The 16,864-nt window shown below is 38.3% G+C and carries 17 protein-coding genes; 16 read left to right on the top strand and 1 reads right to left on the bottom strand.

The features are described from left to right. Positions 1-3 precede the first annotated feature (3 nt). The 3 genes from BMZ41_RS02015 to BMZ41_RS02010 all read left to right on the top strand — a co-directional run bounded on the left by BMZ41_RS02015 (position 4) and on the right by BMZ41_RS02010 (position 3,608). The gene (locus BMZ41_RS02015) at positions 4-1,245 is read left to right on the top strand and encodes a 3-isopropylmalate dehydratase large subunit (RefSeq protein ID WP_090166104.1); all 1,242 of its coding nucleotides are present in this window, start codon (positions 4-6) and stop codon (positions 1,243-1,245) included. 111 nt (positions 1,246-1,356) lie between these two features. After that, positions 1,357-1,533, top strand: a complete 177-nt coding sequence (locus BMZ41_RS15525; protein WP_176754433.1) for a hypothetical protein — start codon at positions 1,357-1,359, stop codon at positions 1,531-1,533. Between the two features lie 290 nt (positions 1,534-1,823). After that, a complete protein-coding gene (locus BMZ41_RS02010; protein WP_177184130.1) occupies positions 1,824-3,608 on the top strand; it encodes an alpha-amylase family glycosyl hydrolase in 1,785 nt (594 codons plus the stop codon). 67 nt (positions 3,609-3,675) lie between these two features. Here BMZ41_RS02010 and BMZ41_RS02005 read toward each other — a convergent pair whose 3' ends face one another. Then, the gene (locus tag BMZ41_RS02005; RefSeq protein WP_090166108.1) at positions 3,676-4,611 is read right to left on the bottom strand and encodes a GTP-binding protein; all 936 of its coding nucleotides are present in this window, start codon (positions 4,609-4,611) and stop codon (positions 3,676-3,678) included. Positions 4,612-4,710: 99 nt separating this feature from the next. Here BMZ41_RS02005 and BMZ41_RS02000 point away from each other — a divergent pair, with 99 nt between their 5' ends. The 13 genes from BMZ41_RS02000 (at position 4,711) to BMZ41_RS01945 (ending at position 16,810) form a co-directional block, all read left to right on the top strand. Then, complete coding sequence (locus BMZ41_RS02000; RefSeq protein ID WP_090526605.1) at positions 4,711-5,637, top strand: carbohydrate kinase family protein; 927 nt, start codon at positions 4,711-4,713, stop codon at positions 5,635-5,637. A 24-nt stretch (positions 5,638-5,661) separates the two neighbouring features. Further along, positions 5,662-7,338, top strand: coding sequence for a GGDEF domain-containing protein (locus BMZ41_RS01995; RefSeq protein ID WP_090166112.1), 1,677 nt, complete (start codon positions 5,662-5,664; stop codon positions 7,336-7,338). A 62-nt stretch (positions 7,339-7,400) separates the two neighbouring features. Continuing rightward, positions 7,401-7,574: a hypothetical protein gene (locus BMZ41_RS15520; protein ID WP_159430880.1), complete on the top strand. Its 174-nt coding sequence runs from the start codon at positions 7,401-7,403 to the stop codon at positions 7,572-7,574. A 75-nt stretch (positions 7,575-7,649) separates the two neighbouring features. After that, positions 7,650-8,264, top strand: coding sequence for a cyclodeaminase/cyclohydrolase family protein (locus tag BMZ41_RS01990; protein ID WP_090526603.1), 615 nt, complete (start codon positions 7,650-7,652; stop codon positions 8,262-8,264). 13 nt (positions 8,265-8,277) lie between these two features. Next, the gene (locus tag BMZ41_RS01985; RefSeq protein WP_090526600.1) at positions 8,278-9,132 is read left to right on the top strand and encodes a bifunctional 5,10-methylenetetrahydrofolate dehydrogenase/5,10-methenyltetrahydrofolate cyclohydrolase; all 855 of its coding nucleotides are present in this window, start codon (positions 8,278-8,280) and stop codon (positions 9,130-9,132) included. A gap of 31 nt (positions 9,133-9,163) precedes the next feature. Next, entirely contained in the window at positions 9,164-9,826 is a 663-nt protein-coding gene (locus tag BMZ41_RS01980; protein ID WP_090526599.1) for a PilZ domain-containing protein, read from the top strand. Positions 9,827-9,837: 11 nt separating this feature from the next. Then, positions 9,838-10,719 (top strand): hypothetical protein, encoded by an 882-nt coding sequence (locus BMZ41_RS01975; RefSeq protein ID WP_090526598.1) that lies wholly within the window; start codon positions 9,838-9,840, stop codon positions 10,717-10,719. A 115-nt stretch (positions 10,720-10,834) separates the two neighbouring features. Next, complete coding sequence (locus BMZ41_RS01970; protein ID WP_090166748.1) at positions 10,835-11,293, top strand: HD domain-containing protein; 459 nt, start codon at positions 10,835-10,837, stop codon at positions 11,291-11,293. Between the two features lie 131 nt (positions 11,294-11,424). After that, the gene (locus tag BMZ41_RS01965) at positions 11,425-12,621 is read left to right on the top strand and encodes an efflux RND transporter periplasmic adaptor subunit (RefSeq protein ID WP_090526596.1); all 1,197 of its coding nucleotides are present in this window, start codon (positions 11,425-11,427) and stop codon (positions 12,619-12,621) included. A 2-nt stretch (positions 12,622-12,623) separates the two neighbouring features. Beyond that, complete coding sequence (locus BMZ41_RS01960) at positions 12,624-13,328, top strand: ABC transporter ATP-binding protein (RefSeq protein ID WP_090166125.1); 705 nt, start codon at positions 12,624-12,626, stop codon at positions 13,326-13,328. Further along, complete coding sequence (locus tag BMZ41_RS01955; RefSeq protein ID WP_090526594.1) at positions 13,312-14,805, top strand: biotin/lipoyl-binding protein; 1,494 nt, start codon at positions 13,312-13,314, stop codon at positions 14,803-14,805. The genes BMZ41_RS01960 and BMZ41_RS01955 overlap by 17 nt, the downstream gene beginning before the upstream one ends. Then, positions 14,805-16,058, top strand: coding sequence for an ABC transporter permease (locus BMZ41_RS01950; RefSeq protein WP_090166129.1), 1,254 nt, complete (start codon positions 14,805-14,807; stop codon positions 16,056-16,058). Before BMZ41_RS01955 ends, BMZ41_RS01950 begins: the two co-directional genes overlap by 1 nt. Next, entirely contained in the window at positions 16,058-16,810 is a 753-nt protein-coding gene (locus tag BMZ41_RS01945; RefSeq protein ID WP_090166131.1) for an exodeoxyribonuclease III, read from the top strand. Before BMZ41_RS01950 ends, BMZ41_RS01945 begins: the two co-directional genes overlap by 1 nt. Positions 16,811-16,864: the final 54 nt, after the last annotated feature.

Here is a 16,864-nt window from a genome sequence, read left to right as displayed (position 1 = left end):
TAAATGGGACATACACTTGTTGAAAAAATAATTGGAAATAAGGTAGGGCATGAAGTAAAGCCTGGAGATATTGTTACTGTAGACGTAGATTGGTGCATGATTGATGACATCATGGTTCCTTTCGCAGTGCAGAAATTTGAGGAAATGGGCTTCAAGAAAGTAGCAAAACCAGAGGGCGTTGTTTTGATCTATGATCATTTCCTCCCAGCTACACAGGTAGATGACAGCAGACACTTTAGAGTTGGAGATGAGTTTGCAGATAAGTATGGCATCAAAAATGTTCATCGTACAGATGGAATCTGCCATCAGCTTATGACAGAGGCTGGCTATGTGAAGCCAGGAGACATAGCCTTTGGTACAGACAGTCATACTGTTACATATGGTTGTGTGGGAGCATTTTCTACTGGTATCGGATATACGGAGATGGCAGGTATTCTGGGCACTGGCCAGCTTTGGATTAAGGTTCCTGAAACTATAAAGGTGGAAATCGAAGGTACCTTGCATGGAAATGTTACCTCAAAGGATATTATTCTCAGAATCATTGGTGATTTGACTGCTTCAGGAGCCACTTATCAGGCAATCGAATTTACTGGTAGCACGGTTGATGCCATGAGTGTTGCAAGCCGTATGACTATGTCAAATATGTCAGTTGAAGCCGGTGCTAAGTGTGGTCTTTTTGCACCTGATGAAAAGACTTGCGATTATTGCAAGATTCCATTTGATGATAAGCTTAAAGAGCTTCGTTCTGATAATGATGCTAAGTATTCAAAAATTCTTAGATATAAGGCAGAAGATTTCAAACCTGTCTGTGCTTGTCCGTCGCTCGTGGATAATATAAAGCCTGTAAAAGAACTTAAAGGCACAAAGGTTAATCAGGTATTTATTGGGTCATGCACTAATGGGCGTCTTGAAGATTTAAGAGCTGCAGCTACAATCCTTAAGGGGAAACATGTGGCTCCTTTTGTAAAACTTATTGTTACTCCTGCCAGTCGAAAGATTTATCGTGAGGCATTAGCAGATGGAACCTTAGAGATTCTCTCTGATGCTGGAGCAATTATTACTACACCAGGATGTGGATTGTGCTGTGGCAGAGGCGGCGGAATTCTTTCCGATGATGAAGTTGTTGTTGCTACCAACAACAGGAATTTTCTTGGAAGAATGGGAACTAGTAAAGTGCAGATTTATCTGGCAAGTCCTGTTACTGCAGCGGCAACAGCAATTGCTGGCGAGATTGTAGAAGGATAAGTGTGAAGATTTTGTGATAACTACACAGGTGTGTAATTATGGTATTGTAAAAATATCTTTGAGACTGTATTATAAATCCTGTTGGTTTTTGAAAGAAGGGGTAAAAATATAATGAGAATCAGAGATGTTATTGAAAATTTAAGTCAGTATGATCAAGATTTAGAAGTAGTAGTTGGGGTTGATGGAGATTTCTTCTCACCTAATTTTAAGCGAGATATTGTTCTATTTAAGCATGCTTTTAATGGAGTAGCATATAAAGATGAGGCTGTTATCTTATCTAATCAATAAATATTGCTGAGTAGATTTTGAGGACCTGAGGGTCCTCTTTTTTTGTCCATAATTTTGAAAATGTTGCGCAGAATTGCGCATATTTAAGCAAAAATTTACACAAAATGATTAAGCAATATTTGTAAATGTTTCTGAAAATAGTAAATTATATTGACACACATGTGTATTATCAGCTATTTTAAATAACGACATGGGCTGGAAACGTTTCCATAAAACCGGTAAATGCGGAACCGTTTGCGCAGCATCGAAGGGGATCCCAATTATAATGTATGAGAAAATGGAGGGTAAGAATGTTAAACAAAAGAATGTGTCGCAGTGTGCTATCACTTTTAGTGGCCTCTGGGTTAGTATTTAGTGGTTTTAGTTTTAATGCTGGTACTGTAGAGGCTGCACAGACAGGCGCTTATGGTCTTCAGACAAACATTAAAGATGGTAATATCTTGCATTGTTTCGATTGGACTTATCAGCAGATAATTGATGAGCTTCCAAATATTGCGGCAGCTGGATTTTCTACAGTTCAAACTTCACCTGCTCAGGCGGCAAGCTGCTCAAGAGGTGGAATCTGGTATATGCTTTACCAGCCAAATGGTTTTTATGTTGGCGATGCAGGTCTTGGTTCAGAAAGTGACTTAAGAAGACTTTGTCAGGAAGCAGACAAATATGGAATCAAGGTTGTAGTCGACGTAGTAGCAAATCACCTTGCTGGCGATCACGCAAACATCGATGGTAGCCTTAAGGATTCAAGTCACTGGCATAACGAGTGGGGCGGTATTGATTACAACAATCGTCATCAGATTACTCACAGAGATATCGGTATGCCAGATATTAATTCAGAGGATCCTTATGTTCAGAATAAAGTAAAGAATTACATCTCTCAGCTTAAGTCTGATGGAGTTGATGGAATCAGATGGGATGCTGCAAAGCATATTTCTGTTCCATCAGAAAATTGTAGCTTCTGGAGAAATGTAATTGATAACTCAATTTTCAATTATGGTGAGATTCTTGATCAGCCTGTAGTCGGTAATGACTCATACGCACAAAGACTTATGAGCGAGTATACAGATTATATGTCTGTAACTGATTCAGTTTATAGTGCTACAGTAATGCAGGCTTTAAATCAGGGCTCTGTTCCATACAGCTATGGTTATTGGACAACAGCAAATGGTATCGAGGACGATGAGGTGATTTACTTCGCTGAAAGTCACGATACATATTCTAATCATTCGCAAGGGGAGGGCGGCTGGACTAAGTATATTGACCAGAACAAAGTTGACAGAGCATATGCAATCCTTGGTTCAAAAGCAAATTCATCAGCACTTTACTTCTCAAGACCATATGCTAAAGAAAAGACAGCAATCAAGGTTGGCGAAAAGGGAAGCACACACTTTACAAGCCCTGAAGTTGCTGCAGTAAATAAGCTTCATAACCAGTGTGCAGGCGAGAAGGAATACTATTCTACATATGGAAATGTAGCTATCGTGGCAAGACAGTCAGGTGCTACACTTGTTTTAGGCTCAGGTTCAAATTGGGATGTAAGTGTTTCAAATCCAGGAAGTACACTTAGAAGTGGTACATATAAGGATCTTGTAAGTGGAAGCACATTTACAGTAGATGGATCAAATATCAGAGGTCACGTTGGATCAACAGGTATTGCAGTTTTACTTAAGGATGTTGGCCCAACTCCAACACCTACACCTACCCCAACACCAACACCTACACCAACACCAACACCTACACCAACACCATCTCCAACTCCAACACCACCAATCGAGAATGAAATTACAGTTTACTTCTCAAATAATGCTAACTGGAGCAATGTATATGTATATACATGGGGTGGCAGTGATACAACAGGTTGGCCAGGAAAGGCTGCAACTTTTGTAAAGAAGAACGAGTACAACGAGTCAGTTTATTCTGCTAAGATTCCAAAGGACATTAAGGGATTGATTTTCTCTGATGGAAATGGAAAACAGACAGTAGATATTAATTCTGGTTTTGTTGATGGATTAGGTTATTATATTTCAGGAAATTCTGGCAACAAGAGTACAGTTGGTACCTACACTTTTTCTAATTAATATTCCTTAAACGAAAGAGGGATTCGCATATGCGAATCCTTCTTTTACTAATATTGGTGGTTGTATGCTATTTTGCTCCAAAATATTCTTTTACTTTTGTTTCATTGATTTCTTCACCGATAATAATGAAGACTTCCTGCCCAACAGGCATTTGGTTTAGTTCGAAATCTTCTTTAGTGGCGTTGAATTGATACCATACCTCATTATCCTTGAAGAACCCTTTTGCTCTGAATATTTTGCCGAAGGCTGGGTCAGCCATAAGTGCATCGATTTTTTCTTTAAGTCCGTCCTTTTTCATAGGAAGTTCCAGGAAGTAAAGAGTCTTGTAACCTGCATCATCAGTACCAAGCTTCTTTATATATGAATGTGTGCTATAGCCGCTGTTTGAGATTTTATCAAAATCGGCAGAAACAAGTTCATTCCAGTTCTTGGAAAAAACGATTGAATCAATATTCTTATCAAGCTTTGCCTTTTCGGCAGCTCTTTTAAGATGAGAGATAGTAGCAGTGATATGAGTATCATCTGTCATCTGGCTTCGGCTGAGAACAATCACTCCTGCATTTGCAATCTGAGATGCAAGGAAGAAATCTGAATCCTCAGAAAGATTTTCGTCAAGCTTAGCATCTACGATAGTGATTACATTTCCAATTTCATACCATCTATCTAGGGGCTCATCTCTTAATGAATCGAAAAACTCATCTACATCAAATATACCAGAAGGCTCGATGATTACGCGGTCATAGCCACTCATGCCCATGGAAATAAGCTTTGTTTTAAAGCGTCTTTTGTGGCAGTCAGCATCGCATCCACCAGCTACCATTTCAAGCTCACAGTTGTCACATCTAAGCTCGTTTAGTAGAAGCATATCTACATTGACCGCGCCGTAATCATTCTCAAGTATTCCGATGCGCTGTCCCTGATCCATAAAGTATTTTGCATATTTTTTAAGGAAGGTAGTTTTTCCACTACCAAGAAATCCTGTAATAAGGTCGACTTTTATCATAAAAATACCTCTTAGAAAAATATTTAAACACAATTATTTGATATTATAGCATGTAGTGTTATAATCAAAAATACTATTTTTAAAAGGAGTATAGAATTCATGGGAATCGTTGTTTTAGGAGCAGTATTTATTGATATTAAAGGACACTCTACAGCAAGTTATATTCCTGCTGGTAGAAATGTAGGTACTGTTGAAGAAGTACACGGTGGTGTTAGTAGAAACGTAGTAGAGGATATTGCTAATGTAGAGCTTAGACCTACATTTGTAAGCCTTGTTGATGATAGTGGTATTGGTACAGGTGTTTTAGATAAGCTTAACAACCATAAGGTAGATACAAGATTTGTTCGCCGTACACCAGATGGAATGGGTAAGTGGCTTGCAGTTTTTGATAATCATGGTGATGTGGTTGCATCTATTTCAAAGCGCCCAGATCTTTCAGAAATTAATAATATTCTTGATGAGCAGGGTGACGAGATTTTTAAGGATGCAGACAGTATAGCCCTTGAAATTGATATGGAAAAGGACACTATTAAGAGAGTGTTCAAGTATGCAGAAAAGTATAATCTTAAGGTTTATGCAGCTGTTTCAAATATGAGTATTGCTGTAGAGCGTCGTGATTTCCTTAAGAATGTTGAGTGTTTCGTTTGCAATCAGCAGGAAGCAGGAATTCTTTTCATGGATGATTATTCAGAGAAGACTCCAGAGGAGATGCAGGATATTTTATCTAAGAAGATTCAGGGTGCTCAGATTAAGAAGATGATTGTTACTCTTGGTGGACAGGGTGCTGTATATGCCGATATAGATGGTAACACAGGTTTTGTTCCAGCAAGAAAGGTAGACGTTAAGGATACAACAGGCGCAGGAGATTCCTTCTTTGCAGGTGTAACTATTGGTCTTACTTATGGAAAGACAATGGAAGAGGCTTGCGAGATAGGTTCTACACTTGCAGCATCTGTTATCGTTACTTCCGACAATGTTTGCCCAAGATTTTTACCAAGTGAGTTTGGAATCGAAGTTAATAACTAGCAGCTTTTTTAAGGAGCGAAGGTTATGGTGGATTGGGGTTTTGTAAGGCGAGTTATCGCTACAATTTACATCATAGTAATATGTTTTATAATTGTGGTGGGTTTTGCATATTCAAATCAGGACGATGCAAGGCTGCGAGAGAACTATGTCTCCATGGATAACGGATGGACTAATAATGGTGTGGATGTGGTGTTCCCTTACGCAAATAAAGAGGAGTTTGTCATTGAAAATACCTTACCATTAGTATATGGAGATCAGTTCCTTGTGTTGAAGTGCTATTATGACAAGGCTGCTGTATATGTTGATGGAAATGAGGTATATCATTCCTTGGATAATACTCTTTTTGGTCAGGAGTCTGATGTAGGAAAGAAGGAAATTCATGTTCTTATGAAACCGGAGTATTCCTACAAGACAGTTTCTGTCAAAATTGTTATGCAAAAATCCCTTTATGGCTCTGAATTGACAGAAGCCTTTATTACCACCAGATCGGGTTATGGAATTCGAATACTTAAGGAAGAGATGCTTCCAATAGTTCTATCTGTTATATTATTTTTCACTGGACTATGGGAAGCCTTAATTGCTATTCATTTTATACTTAGAAAATCCTTAATTTTAAGAAAGCTTTCCTTCCAGGCATTGCTTTATTCTGGTTCCTTTTCTATGTTGGCAGGTACATGCTTGCTATGTGAGACCCGTTTATTGACGGTTATTTTCGGAAACAATACAGGATTTGCCATTCTTGAAATAATGTGCTTTGTGCTTATGCCACTTGCATTCCTGGAATTGGTTAGAGCTGTAAACTTTAGAATAAGCAGGCGTGATAATGTTTTGGATGGCATATATGCAATGCTGATTTTGGGAGCCTTTTTATTTGCTTTGTTTGGTGTTGTAGAATGGGGCAATATTGTAATCTTTGCTCATGTAATTGATGTTTCAATGATTTTCCTTGTTGCTTACTATTCATATTCAAGCATTAAGGCGGAGAAGCGAAAGAGCGAGAGACGACTTATAGCAATGGGCAATTTGCTGTTCTTGTTTGTTTGCGTTATCGCTTTGGCAATGTATATTAATAACATTGATAGTAATTACAATGTGATAGTTATTATTGGACTTGTGGTTTATATATCCACTCAGATTGGAATTATATATCGAAGGATTGGCCTTAAGGTGGAGGAAGAAGCAGAACTGGTGCAGGTTAAAGAGCTTGCCTATACAGATGAACTGACAAAGCTTACTAATAGAAGATATTTCTATGAGGAACTTAACTCAATCAAGGACAGAGAGCTTTCAAGTGACACTACGGTGGTATTTTTTGATGTTAATAGATTAAAATATACAAATGATACTTTGGGACATGATGCAGGAGACGAACTTCTGATTGGCGCTGCTGATTGCATAAAGAAGGCTTTTCAGGATAATTCTACCAGTGTTATAAGTCGTATGGGTGGTGACGAGTTTATTGCCATGCTTATTGCTAGCAAGGCTGAGCTTACTAGAAGGCTTGAGAATTTTAAAAAGTATACTTATGAATGGAAGGGTACATATATTGATGAAATAAGTGTTTCTGTTGGTGCTGCGTCACTTAGAGACAATCCTGGAATCGATATAAATACCCTTTGTAAAATAGCAGATGATAATATGTATTTAGCAAAAAAAGAATATTATAAAGACACTGGATTTGATAGACGTTTAGATAGATAAAATGTTTGCAACGGTCTTTCAATATGCTTATAATGTTGACTTGAAAGGATTTCAAAGACTGTATGACAGATAGGGAGAATATCAATTACAGACAGTTGTATTTTGATAAAGACGGGACAATCAAACAGGAGACATATGTGTTCCACAGAGAGATGACAGCTGAGGAACAGGAAAAATATGACTCATTAGTATCTGATTCAAATCAGATGACAATATTTGATTTTTTAAAGGCATAGGACTCCAAGGCTTTGAGGATTCAAGGCTTTGGAGTTTTGTTTATATAAATATGATAGATGGGAGAAAAATTTATTATGGATTTAATTAACTCGAGTATTTCTAATTTTACTAAGTTGCTTGCCTCTAAGACTTCAGTGCCAGGCGGTGGTGGCGCCAGTGCTTTAGTTGCTTCAATTGGCATTGCTCTTGGAGATATGGTAGGTGAATTTACCGTTGGAAAGAAAAAATATGCTGATGTAGAAGATGAAATATTGGTGTTAATGGATAAGGCACAAAAGCTTAGAGTTGATTTACTACAGTGTATAGAAGATGATGCTGTTGCTTTTGAACCTCTCTCAAAAGCGTATTCTTTGCCAAAAGAGACTGAAGGTAGAGATGAGCTTATGGAAAAATGTCTTAGGGATGCAGCTTCTGTTCCTATGCATATATTAGAACTTGCCTGTGAAGCGGTGGATTTACAGAAAGAATTTGCAGATAAGGGTTCTGTGATTATGATTAGTGATGCTGCTACAGGAGTTGCTATGCTTCAGGGAGCGATAAAGGGCGCTGCTGTTAATGTAAAGATTAATACAAAATCAATGAAAGACAGAGCATATGCTGAGGATTTGGATGCCCGTGTAGATGCTTTAGTAAAAGAATATGTAAGCAAAGCTGATTCTATTTATAGCGATGTTTGGAATAGATTATAGGAAGGTTAGTTAAATGGCAAAATTACTTAAGGGAAAAGATGTTGTTGAAGCATTAAATGAAAAGCTTTTAAAGGATGTTGAAGAATTAAAGTCTAAAGGGATTACACCTACTCTTGGTATTCTTAGAGTTGGAGAGCGACCTGATGATTTATCCTATGAGCGCGGTGCGTTAAAGAAATGTGAGCAGGTTGGCGTACAGGTTAAGGTTTTCGCACTTCCAGAGGATGTGAGTGAAGAAGACTTTCTTGACACACTGGATAAATTAAATAATGATATAACAATACACGGAATTCTTATGTTTAGACCACTTCCTAAACATATCGATGGTGAAAAGGCTAGAAAGCTTTTAAGAGCTGATAAGGATGTAGATGGTTGTACAGATTTATCCCTTGCAGGAGTATTTACAAATACTAAACTTGGTTTTTCACCTTGTACTGCAGAAGCAGCTATGGAGATATTAAAGTATTATGGTGTCTCTCTTTCTGGAAAGAAGGTAGCTGTAATAGGTCGTTCACTTGTAATAGGTCGTCCAGTTGCCATGATGCTTATGCATGAAAATGCTACTGTAACTATTTGTCATACAAAAACAATTGATGTTCCATCAATTACAAAAGATGCCGATATAGTAGTTGTAGCATCAGGACAGATGGAGAGCGTAGGAGCAGATTACCTCAGAGAGGGTCAGACTGTAATCGATGTAGGTATTAGCTGGAATGATAAGAAGAATAAATTGTGTGGCGACGTTATTTTTGATGAAGCAGAGCCTATAGTAGATGCTATAACACCTGTTCCTGGTGGTGTTGGTGGAGTTACTACAAGCATTCTTGTAAAGCATGTGGTTGAATCTGCACAGCGCGTTCATATATAATGGACATATATGAGGAAATAGGGAGAATACAATGAAACTTCAACAGCTTGAGGCTGGTCAGGTAGTTACCTTAGAAATCCTGATTGGCGGCTCATCTTTTGAATTGAAGACGGAAGTGGTTGGAACCAATGCTGGTACTGGCGCATTGGTTAAACCTTATGTTTATAATAATACAGCGGTAGATTTTACTCAGGGTTCACCAAAGAGTATGTCCTTTTCACTGCATTGCATTGACCCAAATACTGGAGGTAGAGTTGTTTGGAAAAATGTTGCAGTAAGTCTTGTTAATTTCAAGGGCGTAGATTATTACGCTATAGATTCCAGCGATTTCGGAACAATAGCTGCTTCTAGTGAGAGACGTGAAGATGTGAGAGTTATGGTTAAAAAACCTGGCTCTGCCATGATGGAGGATGGAAGAAGATTCGCTGTCACTGTTCTGGATGTTAGTGATAGAGGAGTTTCTTTTGTAGGAAATGCAAATAGAGTTACTATTGGAGACAAGGTTGAGATAAATTTTGCTGACGTGGCTCACAAAATCGATATCAGTCTTGGTATTATGGTGCAGATAGTTCGTGCTGAGGTACATAAAGACGGTATTCTTTATGCAGGAAAGGTCCTTGAAAGGGATAATAAACTTCTTGCATATTTATGTTTTAAAGGAATGGATCGTAAAGCAAACAACCAATCTAAATAAGGGTGACGTTGATGGCAGACGACAAGCTAAAGCAAGAATTGCTATATATGGCCAGCATTACTTCCAAGTATGATTTCACAAAGATGGAGGTAGTTGAGGGGATACTGAGGCTAGAGAATGAAAGACGAATTCTAGACTCTGTTTTTGGCCGCCGATTTAAAGCCAGAATTTTTGATATAGCTGCAGGTGTTAGTATTGATGAAGCATGTGTGCTTTGTGGACAGCACGCTGATAATCACGTAATCTGTAACCATTGTATGGAGACTATTCTTGGTAGTGATTATGCGAAAAATAAAATCAAGACTAAAGAAACCCGACGCTTTTCGTTGGCTAAGCTTGACTTTACTAAGATTAAACTACCGGATATAAAATTGCCTAAGATTGATGTCTCTAAAACCAGACTACCGGATATAAAATTGCCGAAAATCTTTCAATATGCTGCTATTGTTTGTTTAACCCTGATTTTGTTTATTCAATCCTGGCTGGTAGTGCTGGCTTTGTCTATCCCAGATATGAATCCTACCGTAGAGGCTAAGGTCTCTGATAGCGAGCCGGTGGCTGTTTCTGATTACAAAGCTGCAAAAGCTCAGCTTGAAAAAGATTTTCCTGCTGACCAGGGTTATACCGTTACTTTTGCAAGAGAAGATACCGATTATGTTGGACGTTTTCTTTTAGAGAAGGGTGAGTGTTGCGAAGAAGTAGAAGAGAAACTTACCGATGAAGAAAGATACGACTACTTTTTCAATGAGCCTGTATTTATTTTTTATATTTCTTATAATGAAGAAAACGCTGGAAAAGTGGGGATGGCAGAGGTAAATGCGGCTGGTGCAATCCTTGTAATGGGCTCCTTTAACGATGGTAGAAGGACAGATAGTTTCTATAAATATAGATAATAATTTATTCAGACAACACTTGAAAAATGGTCATTTGACCGTCACATCATTTACATATTTCTCTGATACAATCCTTAAGACTTCAGAGAGGTTAGTATTATTTTTTGAGGTTTTTATGAGATTAAGAGCAGAGGAAGAAGCAAGATTAAATTCTATTCTTGCGCCAATTAAAAATGACGTTCGCGTGCAGGATATGAAGAATTATACTCAGCACGGTAGAATTACAACCTATGATCATGTTGAAAGCGTAACACGACTTAGTTATTGGATTAATAAAAGATTTCATATCGGTTGCAACGAGAAAGTTCTTTCTATCGGTGCATTCTTACATGACTATTATTTATATGACTGGCATGAGACAGACGGAGGGCACGGTCTTCATGGATTTTCCCATTCCAACACAGCCAAGGAAAACGCCAAAGCTCATTTTGGAATTGGAATACATACCCAGAATGTAATTGAGAGTCATATGTGGCCTTTGAATATCACAAAAATTCCTAGATGCAGGGAAGCCTGGGTGGTTTGTTTGGCTGATAAATATGTGTCTACAAAAGAAACTCTTTTGTGTCGCTAAATACACAATATTTTACACTTATGGAGCATTGTTCTATTGCAATGCTCCTTTTTTAATGTTATAACTGTATTATCAGAACTAGAACAGTTGGTGCCTAGTTCTAGAAATTTTCTTGGGCGAAAGGAAATGTTATGAAGAAAAGAATAGTCATATTTCTTATTGTGGCAGCAATAGTAGCTGGCGGCGCTTTTGCTGTTCTAAAATCAGGTCTAATTGGCGGTGGTTCCACCTCTTCAGATTCATCCTCAGAAATATATGTAATGTCTTTATCTGAAATAATGGGAGAGAATAGCTCATATTCTTCGGATGTATTTATGGGGATTGTTGAGGGACAGGAATCTACATCTGTAACTAAGAGTTCTGAGCGAGAGCTTGACCAGGTCTTCGTTTCTGAGGGTGATACAGTTTCCGTTGGTACACCATTGTTTTCTTATAAATCTGATAGTCTTGAGGCTGAGAATGTTCAGTATAATTTCTCTATTGAAAGCGAGAATATCAATATCAATGAGACAAATCGACAGATTGAGAAGCTTACAAATGATTTGTCAAAAATAAAAGGTCAGACTGATGAAGACAAAGAAAAGAAGGAAGATCTTGCAAATCAGATTGAAGGCTTAAAGCATGATATTGCTATTGCGCAGAATTCTATAGCACAGACTCAGGCTAAGATTGAAGAGAATAATAAAAAGATTAATAATGCCACAGTTTCTTCTACAGTAGATGGCATTATTACTAAGATTGCAGATGACACAAATCCTTATACTTCTGATGGTACTTTTATTACCATCCTTGCCTCAAAGGAGATGAGAGTTAAGGGACAGATTAACGAGCAGAATGTTTGGTCAATAAATGTTGATGAGCCTGTAACGATTCGTTCACGTGTTGAGAAGGACAAGACATGGAGCGGAACCATCACAAAGATTGATACTGAATCTAAACAGGAAAATAACAATGATAATTATATGGGTGGAAGCTCAGAGGACAGCTCTACAAAGTATCCATTTTATGTAACTTTGGATAGTAGCGATGGTCTTATGATGGGACAGCATCTTTATATTGAGCTTGGTCAGACTGGTGCACCTGAGATGGATTTTTCTGACGGCACATATTTATATGATTATTACATTGCCTATGATGAGGATGGAAATCCTTTTGTATGGGCAGATAAGAATGGCAAGCTTGTAAAACAGAGCATCGAGCTTGGTAATTATCATGAGGAGCAGATGGTTTATTCAGTTTCTGGAATTGATAAAGATACCAAGATTGCATATCCAATGGAAGATCTTTCTGAAGGAATGCGCACAGTCAGCACTGTTGAGGGAGAATAGTTATGATAGTTAAGCTTGAAAATATTAATAAGGTGTACGGAGAATCTGGAACAGAGACCTCCGTACCTGCATTAAATAATGTCTCCCTTTCAGTAGATGAAGGGGAATATGTGGCAATTATGGGACCTTCGGGCTCTGGTAAAAGTACTCTTATGAACGTTATTGGCTGTTTGGATAAACCTACTTCTGGGGTTTATTATTTTGGAGAAAAGGATGTCCTTAAAATGAAAGATAGACAGCTTTCAGATTTACGCCTTAATTCCATTGGCTTTGTATTCCAGAGTTTTTATCTTATGAACGAAGAGAATGCTATTGAAAATGTAGCACTGCCTCTTAGCTATGCAGGCGTTTCAAAGCGCGAGCGCGAGCGTAGAGCAGTGGAAGCTCTTACCAGAGTTGGACTGGCAGACAGAGTAAAGTTCCGTCCTGACCAGCTTTCTGGTGGTCAAAAGCAAAGAGTTGCCATTGCAAGAGCCATTGTTAACAATCCAAAGGTGCTTCTTGCAGATGAACCTACAGGTGCTCTTGATCAGAAATCCGGTGCTGCTATCATGGAGCTTTTCCAAAAGCTTAATGATGAAGGCACTACAATAATTATGATTACCCATGATGCAAATATTGCCAGTCATGCCAAGAAGACCTATCGAATTGTTGATGGTCAGCTGTTTCATGGATTAGAGGAGGACACTCATGAAGAAAATAATTAAGATAGTCCTCATCATAGTTGTATTAGCTGGATTAGTTACTGGCGGGTTATATTTTGGCTACAATTACAAGCAGGGCAAAAAGGTTGCTAAGGTAGCACCATTATCTAACATGGGAACAGATTCCTATTGGGGCGATGATATTCAAAGCTTTGGACAGGTAACAGCGGATAAATCCCAGATGGGGTATCTTCCTTCAAAGGCAGAGGTTTTGAGTGTTAACGTTAAAGAAGGCGACCATGTTGAAGCTGGAGATGTTATTTTATCTGTAAAAAAAGAGACTCAGGATATAAATAATAAAAAGCTTCAGATAGCAAAGGCTAATCATGATTTAAGTGTTGAACAGCTTAAGCTTGATCGTCTTATGAAGACAGAGCCTGCTCCAGATTATGTTTATTGGCAGGATGTTTATGCTGATTATGAGTATGTGGAAGCCAGGGAATATTATGACTCAAGTGACAAGCTTATAGGTGAAGAGCTTTTTGACATGAATGGGAACTCTGTCGGATTTAGCAAGATTTTATATGATGGCGGTGAAGAAGTAAGACGTGATTTAGATAGTCAAACTGACATTGATGCTATTAAATCAAGTAGTGCTACTACTAAAGAAAAAAAGACTGTATACAATTACCTTCGCAGCACTTCATATTTTGATTACGACACGGGTAAACTTGTTGGCGAGACCAGCTACGATATGGATGGTAAGGTCATCAGCGAAAAGAAGCCACCAGAAGGCATGAAGGCAGATGAGCTCAATGCTGCTATAGCTGATGCACAGGATTCTATCAAGAAACAGGATTTGGAGATTCGTAAGCTTCAGTATGAGCTTGAAACAATGGAAAACACTACCGACACAGGTGATGTTGTTGCTAAGGTTTCAGGTACTGTTTCTAAGGTTCAGGATATTAATAACTACAATACTTCACAGCCATTCTTTGTTGTAACAGCTACTGATGAGTATTTTATCTCCGGAAGTATAGGCGAGTTTTACCTTGATCAGTTAAAGATAGGCGATACAGTTTCTATTTCTTGCTGGGATAATGGCGCTACTGCTGAAGCTAAAGTCATTTCTATAAGTGATACTCCTGCAACAGACGGAGGAAACTTCTGGTCTGAAGGCAATTCTAATAGTAGTAACTATGAGTTCAAGGCCAGCTTTGATAAGAACAGTGGCATTGAAATTGGGTCAGCTGTTGATATTTCCATTACACCTTCAGGTCAGGAAGAAAAGGGCATTTACATTCCAGTTTACCTTATCAGAAAAGATTCAGGTGGAAGTTATGTAATGAGAATGAATGATTCTAACAGACTAGAAAAAGTATATGTTAAAGTTGGAAAGACTGTATGGGGGTATCAGACTCAGGTTAAGTCTGGATTAACAATGGATGACTATCTTGCATTCCCTTATGGTGATGGCGCTATTGAGGGGGTTCAGTGTGAACAGGTAGAATATTTAGAAGATGATGGAGGCTTGGGATAATGTTTGAAAATATACGTTTAGCGTTTAGAGGTATATGGACTCACAAGCTCAGGTCTTTCCTGACAATGCTTGGTATTATTATTGGTATCGCGGCTATTATTGCTATTGTATCTACTATTGAAGGTACAAATCAGCAGATTAAGGAGAACCTTATTGGTTCTGGCTCAAATACTGTTGATATTCAGCTCTATCAGAATGATTGGCCTTATGAAATGAGCTATAATGCGCCACCCTACGGTGTCCCTCAGGTTTCAGATTCGCTTATGGATGATATCAAAGCAATTCCAGAGGTTAAATCAGCTAGCCGATATACCGTGCGAAATATTTATGATGGTGTATATTATCAGAATGCATCTATGAATGGTGGCTATGTAAAGGGTGTTGAGACGGACTATTTTAGTACAGCTAATTTAACAGTAAAACAAGGTAGATTGTTTACTGATAAAGAAGTGAATTCGTATAAAAAGGTTTGTGTTATAGATGAGGCTATAGTTTCTACACTTCTTCAAAACGAAGATCCTATCGGAAAAGTAATCGAAATAGGTGGGGATTCCTATGTAGTTGTAGGTGTTGTTGCAGCTCGTTCTACATTTGAGCCTGTTATTAATACTATGGCTGATTATGAGACTTACAAGCAGGATGAATCTGGTGAAATTTATATACCAGTTAGTGATTGGCCAATAAGTTATCGCTACGATGAGCCTGAAAATGTTCTTGTAAGAGCTAATTCTACTGATGACATGACACAAGCAGGTAAAAAGACTGCTGATATCTTGAACGGCAATATTCATCCTGATGACAGCAGCATTAAATATCAGTCAAAGGATTTGCTTGAGCAGGCTACAAGATTACAGCAGCTCTCTTCATCGACTAATTCCATGCTTATTTGGATTGCCGCAATATCACTCTTAGTTGGTGGTATTGGTGTAATGAATATCATGCTTGTATCTGTTACAGAGCGTACTGCTGAGATTGGTTTGAAGAAGGCTATTGGTGCACGCAAAACTAAGATAATGTGGCAGTTCCTTACAGAAGCAGCCGTGCTTACTTCTATGGGTGGTGTACTTGGAGTTGTAAGTGGAATAGGTCTTGCAAAGATTATTTCTATTATGAGTGGAACTCCAATTGCTATTTCATGGCCAGCTGCTATGATTGCTGTTGTATTTTCGATGGTCATCGGAATTGTATTTGGAATCCTTCCAAGTCACCAGGCAGCAAATCTTAATCCTATTGACGCATTGAGGACAAATTAATGAAATTTATATCTTGGAACGTAAACGGCCTACGTGCCGTAATTGGAAAAAATTTTTGGGAATTTTTTGATAGCATTGATGCAGATATCATGGGCCTTCAGGAGATTAAGCTTTCTGAAGGTCAGATAGAATGTGAGAAGGAAGGCTATCACGTTTATTGGAATTATGCCGAGAAGAAGGGCTATTCTGGAACAGCCATCTTCACAAAGAAGGAGCCTATTTCTGTAACCTACGGCATCGGTATAGAAGAGCATGACCACGAGGGGCGTGTTATTACGCTGGAGTTTGAGGATTATTATTTCATTACCTGTTATACTCCAAATTCCCAGAATGAGCTTAAGAGACTTGATTATCGTATGGTCTGGGAGGATGATTTTAGAGCATATTTATGTGAGCTGAATAAGAAAAAAGGCGTTATTCTCTGCGGTGATTTAAATGTTGCCCATGAAGAAATAGATCTTAAGAATCCTAAGACTAACAGAATGAATGCAGGCTTCACAGATCAGGAACGTCAGAAGATGACAGAACTTCTTGAGGCTGGATTTGTTGATAGCTTCAGACATTTCTATCCAGACCAGACTGACATTTACTCTTGGTGGTCATATCGCTTTAAGGCCAGAGAGAAGAATGCAGGATGGCGTATAGATTACTTTATCGTATCTGCGGATATGAAAGATAGAATGAAGGATGCTAAGATACACACAGATGTGTTTGGTTCTGATCATTGTCCAATTGAACTTGATTTTGAATAAAAGGCGCGTAAGCGTCTTTTTTTGTTTCTCAAAAATAATTTATCGAAAATCGAT

The organism is Pseudobutyrivibrio sp. UC1225, from assembly GCF_900115215.1.
GTDB lineage: Bacteria > Bacillota > Clostridia > Lachnospirales > Lachnospiraceae > Pseudobutyrivibrio.
Note: the sequence above shows the minus strand (reverse complement) of the source record. Positions and strands in the feature narration are given on the sequence as shown.

Coding starts and splice junctions, on each gene's coding strand:
- BMZ41_RS01960 (WP_090166125.1), top strand. CDS start 12,624: ATGATAGTTAAGCTTGAAAATATTAATAAGGTGTACGGAGAATCTGGA.
- BMZ41_RS01965 (WP_090526596.1), top strand. CDS start 11,425: ATGAAGAAAAGAATAGTCATATTTCTTATTGTGGCAGCAATAGTAGCT.
- BMZ41_RS01950 (WP_090166129.1), top strand. CDS start 14,805: ATGTTTGAAAATATACGTTTAGCGTTTAGAGGTATATGGACTCACAAG.
- BMZ41_RS01990 (WP_090526603.1), top strand. CDS start 7,650: ATGGATTTAATTAACTCGAGTATTTCTAATTTTACTAAGTTGCTTGCC.
- BMZ41_RS02000 (WP_090526605.1), top strand. CDS start 4,711: ATGGGAATCGTTGTTTTAGGAGCAGTATTTATTGATATTAAAGGACAC.
- BMZ41_RS02010 (WP_177184130.1), top strand. CDS start 1,824: ATGTTAAACAAAAGAATGTGTCGCAGTGTGCTATCACTTTTAGTGGCC.
- BMZ41_RS01995 (WP_090166112.1), top strand. CDS start 5,662: ATGGTGGATTGGGGTTTTGTAAGGCGAGTTATCGCTACAATTTACATC.
- BMZ41_RS01975 (WP_090526598.1), top strand. CDS start 9,838: ATGGCAGACGACAAGCTAAAGCAAGAATTGCTATATATGGCCAGCATT.
- BMZ41_RS01980 (WP_090526599.1), top strand. CDS start 9,164: ATGAAACTTCAACAGCTTGAGGCTGGTCAGGTAGTTACCTTAGAAATC.
- BMZ41_RS15520 (WP_159430880.1), top strand. CDS start 7,401: ATGACAGATAGGGAGAATATCAATTACAGACAGTTGTATTTTGATAAA.
- BMZ41_RS02015 (WP_090166104.1), top strand. CDS start 4: ATGGGACATACACTTGTTGAAAAAATAATTGGAAATAAGGTAGGGCAT.
- BMZ41_RS01945 (WP_090166131.1), top strand. CDS start 16,058: ATGAAATTTATATCTTGGAACGTAAACGGCCTACGTGCCGTAATTGGA.
- BMZ41_RS01955 (WP_090526594.1), top strand. CDS start 13,312: ATGAAGAAAATAATTAAGATAGTCCTCATCATAGTTGTATTAGCTGGA.
- BMZ41_RS02005 (WP_090166108.1), bottom strand. CDS start 4,611: ATGATAAAAGTCGACCTTATTACAGGATTTCTTGGTAGTGGAAAAACT.
- BMZ41_RS01970 (WP_090166748.1), top strand. CDS start 10,835: ATGAGATTAAGAGCAGAGGAAGAAGCAAGATTAAATTCTATTCTTGCG.
- BMZ41_RS15525 (WP_176754433.1), top strand. CDS start 1,357: ATGAGAATCAGAGATGTTATTGAAAATTTAAGTCAGTATGATCAAGAT.
- BMZ41_RS01985 (WP_090526600.1), top strand. CDS start 8,278: ATGGCAAAATTACTTAAGGGAAAAGATGTTGTTGAAGCATTAAATGAA.